5 protein-coding genes are annotated in these 4,742 nt (G+C 60.3%); 3 read left to right on the top strand and 2 right to left on the bottom strand.

Going from position 1 to position 4,742, the window contains the following annotated elements; all coding sequences use genetic code 11:
- Together F8J34_RS05960 and F8J34_RS05955 are read right to left on the bottom strand one after the other, a co-directional pair.
- Positions 1 to 948 (bottom strand): ABC transporter ATP-binding protein (locus F8J34_RS05960; protein ID WP_297057150.1); only part of this gene is annotated, 948 nt, incomplete at its 3' end.
- A gap of 9 nt (positions 949 to 957) precedes the next feature.
- A complete protein-coding gene (locus F8J34_RS05955) occupies positions 958 to 1,446 on the bottom strand; it encodes an FKBP-type peptidyl-prolyl cis-trans isomerase (RefSeq protein WP_297057148.1) in 489 nt (162 codons plus the stop codon).
- 233 nt (positions 1,447 to 1,679) lie between these two features.
- Here F8J34_RS05955 and prxU point away from each other — a divergent pair, with 233 nt between their 5' ends.
- From prxU to F8J34_RS05940, 3 genes are all read left to right on the top strand, one after another.
- Positions 1,680 to 2,288 (top strand): thioredoxin-dependent peroxiredoxin, encoded by a 609-nt coding sequence (gene prxU / locus F8J34_RS05950; RefSeq protein WP_297057145.1) that lies wholly within the window; start codon positions 1,680 to 1,682, stop codon positions 2,286 to 2,288.
- Positions 2,289 to 2,321: 33 nt separating this feature from the next.
- Positions 2,322 to 3,383 carry a cytochrome-c peroxidase gene (locus tag F8J34_RS05945; RefSeq protein WP_297057143.1) on the top strand — a complete coding sequence of 354 codons (1,062 nt, stop codon included), beginning with the start codon at positions 2,322 to 2,324 and terminating at the stop codon, positions 3,381 to 3,383.
- Between the two features lie 64 nt (positions 3,384 to 3,447).
- A partial coding sequence (locus F8J34_RS05940; protein ID WP_297057141.1) for an AAA family ATPase occupies positions 3,448 to 4,742 on the top strand: 1,295 nt, incomplete at its 3' end.

Below are 4,742 nucleotides of genomic sequence, written 5' to 3'. Positions count from 1 at the left end.
TCGGAGACACCTCACCCGATGATGGGGACGGATCTCTTTTAGTTCCGGGTGTTTTTCGACGCAGAGGGAGATTTTTTCCGGACAGCGGGGCGCAAAGCGGCACCCCCGGGGCCAGGTGCCCGGCGGGGGGACCTGGCCGGGCAGGACCTCCAGTTTTCTGGTTCCCAGGCGGGGAAAGGCCGCCAGCAGGGCCCGGGTGTAAGGATGGAGCGGAGAGGAGAAGAGTTCGTCCCGGGGGGCTTCCTCCACGATTTCACCGGCGTACATGACTGCCACCCGATCCGCCACCTCCCGGATCACCGCCAGATCGTGCGAGATGAAGAGGATGGAAAGTCCCCGTCGGGTCCGCAGTTCCAGGAAGAGTTCCAGGATCTGGGCCTGTACGGTGACGTCCAGAGCGGTGGTGGGTTCGTCCGCCACCAGCAGGTCCGGATCTCCGGCCAGGGCCATGGCGATCATGACCCGCTGACGCATTCCTCCGGAGAGTTCGTGAGGATAGTTGCGCAGCCGGAGTTCGGGGTCGGGAAGCCCGGCTTCGGAAAAGAGCCTCACGGTTTCCTGCCGGGCGGTTTCTCCGGAAAGCCCCCGGTGAAGATGTAAGACCTCCTCCACCTGGTGCCCTACGGTGAAGACCGGATTGAGGGCATTCAGGGGTTCCTGAAAGATAAGTCCGAGGTGTCGGCCCCTGAATTTACGACGCTTTTCTTCCGGGAGGGAGAGGAGATCCGTATCCCGAAAGACCACCCTGCCGGAGAGAGGTTTTACCCCGGGGGGAAAGAGGGCCAGACAGGCGAGACCGGTAAGGGATTTACCGCAGCCGCTTTCCCCCACCAGACCGAAGATCTCTCCGGCCCGCAAACGGAAAGAAACCCTTCCCACCAGGGGGTAAGGTCGTCCCCGGCATCCCAGGACCAGATCTTGGACTTGGAGGAGGGTTCCACCCTCCACCGATTAGGCTCAGCCTCCGCCGCAGCGTCGGAGTTCCGCAGCCAGGATTTCGCGCGGAGTGGCCTCGCGCACCGCCCGGATGCGGACCCGCATGAGGACGTTTTTGCCGGCGGCGGGGTGATTGAAATCCACCTTGATGCGGTTGCCTTTCACCTCCAGGATCTTGAAGAAGGTCTTCTGCCCGAAAGGTCCGGTCTCCTCATAATAGGCGCCGGGGCGAACCTTTTCCGGGTGTTTGAGCCGGGAAAGGGGGATTTCCTTTATCAGGTGGGCCCGATGAGGGCCGTAGGCCTGTTCCGGGGGGATGGTGATTACCACCTCGTCGTTCTCCTTGGCCCCCTCGATGGCCTTCTCCAGCAGAGGGAGCACCGGCTCCCGCCCGAAGATGAAGGAGGCCTCCATGGGCTTCCTGAACCACTCCGGAGCTTCCTCACCCTCGATGTCCAGGGAATAGGTGAGTACCACCACCCTGTCCGGACCAACCCTTAAAGGTTCCATAGCTACCTCCCGGGAGACTTTGATTCTAATTAAACCCCGGAAACCAGAGAAGGTCAATCGGAAAAGCCCCCTTCCCTCCGGCGAAAGGGTGTTTAACTTTGAAAAAGGAATTAAGGCTCCGGGCCAGAGTCATGCGGGGGCAGGGGGTGAAATTCAGGGAGCATCTTAGACTTGACTTTCCCTAAAAAACGTTTTAAATAGATTTCAAGAAAAATATAAAAGGAGGTTGAGTTATGTGTATTAGACCCGGGTTGATGGCTCCTGACTTTGAGGCTCAGGCTTATGCGGATGGCGAGATCAAGACGGTAAGGCTTTCCGATTATCGGGGCAAATGGGTGCTTCTGGTCTTTTATCCCGCTGATTTTACCTTTGTCTGTCCCACGGAGCTGGTGGCCATAGCCAAGAAATACCGGGATCTTCAGGAGATGGGGGTAGAGGTCCTGGGGATCAGTATAGATACGCCCTTCGTGCACAAGGTCTGGCAGGAGACCGAACTCTCCAAGATGATCGAGGGTGGGGTTCCCTTCCCCCTGCTTTCCGATCCGGCCGGAAAGATCGGTCAACTTTACGGGGTATATGATGATAAACAGGGTCTCAATCTGCGGGGGACCTTCCTCATCGATCCGGATGGGGTGATTCAGTTCATGGATATCCTTAATGCTCCGGTGGGTCGCAATGCCGACGAACTCCTGCGCAGGATCAAGGCCTTCCAGCATGTACGCCGCACCGGAGGGGCCGAGGTCTGTCCGGCCCACTGGGAACCCGGTAAACCCACCCTTAAACCCGGGGCGGAACTGGCCGGAAAGGTCTATGAGACCTGGAAGGCCGAACTGGTGGATTAACGTTCTTCCCAAATTTTAGCCAGGAGGGAAATCATGCGTAGAATGGGAGTATGGTTATGGATGGTGGTGGCTTTGTGGGCCCTTACGGTTCTCCCGGCCCTGGCCGGGGATCAGGATCTCCTGAAGAAGGCTCGTAGATACTTCGAGCCTTTGCCGGAAAAACCCCCGGCCCTTAAAGACAATCCTCTCACTCCGGCCAAGATCAAGCTGGGCAAGATGCTCTATTTCGATCCCCGCCTCTCGGCCTCCCAGCTCATAAGCTGTAACACCTGTCACAACCTCTCCCTGGCCGGGGTGGATCTCCAGGAAACCTCCACCGGTCACATGTGGCAGAGGGGGCCGCGTAATGCTCCCACCGTGCTCAACTCCGTCTTTAACACCGCTCAGTTCTGGGACGGACGGGCCAAGGACCTCGAGGAACAGGCCAAGGGCCCGGTTCAGGCCTCGGTGGAGATGAGCAACACCCCGGAGCGGGTGGTGGCCACCCTCAAGTCCATTCCCGAATACGTGGAGATGTTCCGTAAGGCCTTCCCCGGCGAAAAGGACCCGGTAACCTTCGACAATATGGCCAAGGCCATTGAGGCCTTTGAGGCCACCCTCCTTACCCCGGATTCCCCCTTCGACCGGTTCCTGAAGGGCGATACCTCCGCCCTTACCCGCGAACAGAAAGAGGGCCTGCGTCTTTTCATGGAAAAGGGATGCGCCAATTGCCATAACGGCGTCAACGTGGGAGGCCGGATGTACGCTCCCTTCGGGGTGGTGGAACGTCCCGGCGCGGATGTCCTGCCTCCCGGCGACAAAGGCCGTTTTGCGGTGACCCACACCGCCTCCGATGAATACGTGTTCAAGGTGCCCTCCCTGCGAAACGTGGCCCTTACCTATCCCTATTTCCATTCCGGTAAAGTATGGCGTCTGGAGGATGCCGTGGCCATCATGGGTACGGCCCAGCTGGGGGCCAACCTCACCCCGGAGGAGGTGAAAAAGATCACCGCTTTCCTGCACTCCCTGACCGGGAAACAGCCCCGGATCGTCCTGCCCATCCTTCCGCCCAGCACCGATCGCACCCCCAAACCGGTCCTGGGAAAACTCAAATAAGTCTCTCAGGGGGCGGCCCGGCCGCCCCCTTCCTTCTCTTTGCCGCCGGGGGTATGTTTAGATCGTGCGTCCCCTGCGGCTGCGTCTTCAGGCTTTCGGCCCCTATCTCCGGGCGGTGGAGGTGGATTTCAGGGTCTTTGAGGGCTTCGGGCTCTTTCTCATCGCTGGTCCCACCGGAGCCGGAAAGACCACCCTTTTTGATGCCCTGACCTTTGCCCTTTACGGGGAAGCCAGCCTGGAGGAAAAGAAGGACCGGGATCTGCGCAATCTCCGGGCCCCCCGCACCGTACCCACCCTGGTGGAATACGAATTCAGCCTGCGCGGAAGACGTTTCCGGGTGGTCCGGAGCCTGCGATGGAGCGGGAAAAACGTGCACAAGGAAGCCGCCCTCTGGGCCGAGGGACGGCTCCTCACCCAGAAACTCAGCGAGGTTACCTCCAGGGTGCGGGAACTCCTGGGATTTTCGGCCCGGGAGTTCCGGCGGGTCCTGCTCATTCCCCAAGGACGTTTCCGGGACCTCCTCCTGGCCCGCTCCGAGGAACGGGAGCACCTCCTGCGTACGGTCTTCCAGACCGAATCCCTGTCCCGGCTGGAGGAGGTGTTCAAGGAGATGGAGGCCGAGGCCCGGGATACCTGGCAGGCCCTGTATCAGAGGCGGGAGGCCCTGCTCCGATCCTCCGGGTTTGAGGAGGAGTCCTCGCTGGAGGAACATCTCCGCAGCCTGCGGGAGAAAAAGAGAGCCCTAGAGGAAAGGGTCAGCCGGCTTCTCACCACGCACCGACGACTGCTCCGGGAACTGGAAGAGGCCCGGGAACTGGCGGCAAAATTTGCGGAAAAGCAACAGGTGGAGGACCGGCTGCGGGAGCTGGCGGCCAGGCGCCCGGAAATGGAAAAACGCCGGGAGGAACTGGCCCTGCTGGATAGGGTAAGGGAATGTCTGCCCCTCTATCAGGCCTTGAGGGATCTGGAGGAGGAGATTTCCCGGGAGACCCGGCGGCTGCAGGAAGTGGAGGCCGAACTCAAGGAGCTTGAGGAGGCCTCCCGGGAGACCGCAGAAAGGCTGCACTCCCTCCGGTCCCAGGCTCAGGAGATGGAGGATCTGCGGGAGAAATTGCGGGAGTTACGGGAGACCCTGACCCGGCTTGAGGAATGGAGGGATCTCGCCCGAAAGAGAAAGGACCTCCGGAGGAGGTTGGCCGGCTACGAGCAAAAAATGGAGGAAACCCGCTCCGCCCTCCGTCAGAAGGAACAGGAACTGACCGAACTGGAGGCCGAGGAAGCCCGGAAGATGCCCCTGGTAACGGATCTTCTTAGCCAGGCCGAGAGGCGACACCGGATCCGGGAATGGCTGGAGAAAGC

Source organism: Thermosulfurimonas sp., from assembly GCF_015491435.1.
Lineage (GTDB): Bacteria > Desulfobacterota > Thermodesulfobacteria > Thermodesulfobacteriales > Thermodesulfobacteriaceae > Thermosulfurimonas_A.
The sequence above is the reverse complement of the archived record's forward strand: the minus strand, read 5'-3'. Positions and strand labels throughout refer to the sequence as shown.

Excerpts from the sequence above, each read along its gene's own strand:
- F8J34_RS05945 (WP_297057143.1), top strand. The coding sequence starts at position 2,322 with ATGCGTAGAATGGGAGTATGGTTATGGATGGTGGTGGCTTTGTGGGCC.
- prxU (WP_297057145.1), top strand. The coding sequence starts at position 1,680 with ATGTGTATTAGACCCGGGTTGATGGCTCCTGACTTTGAGGCTCAGGCT.
- F8J34_RS05955 (WP_297057148.1), bottom strand. The coding sequence starts at position 1,446 with ATGGAACCTTTAAGGGTTGGTCCGGACAGGGTGGTGGTACTCACCTAT.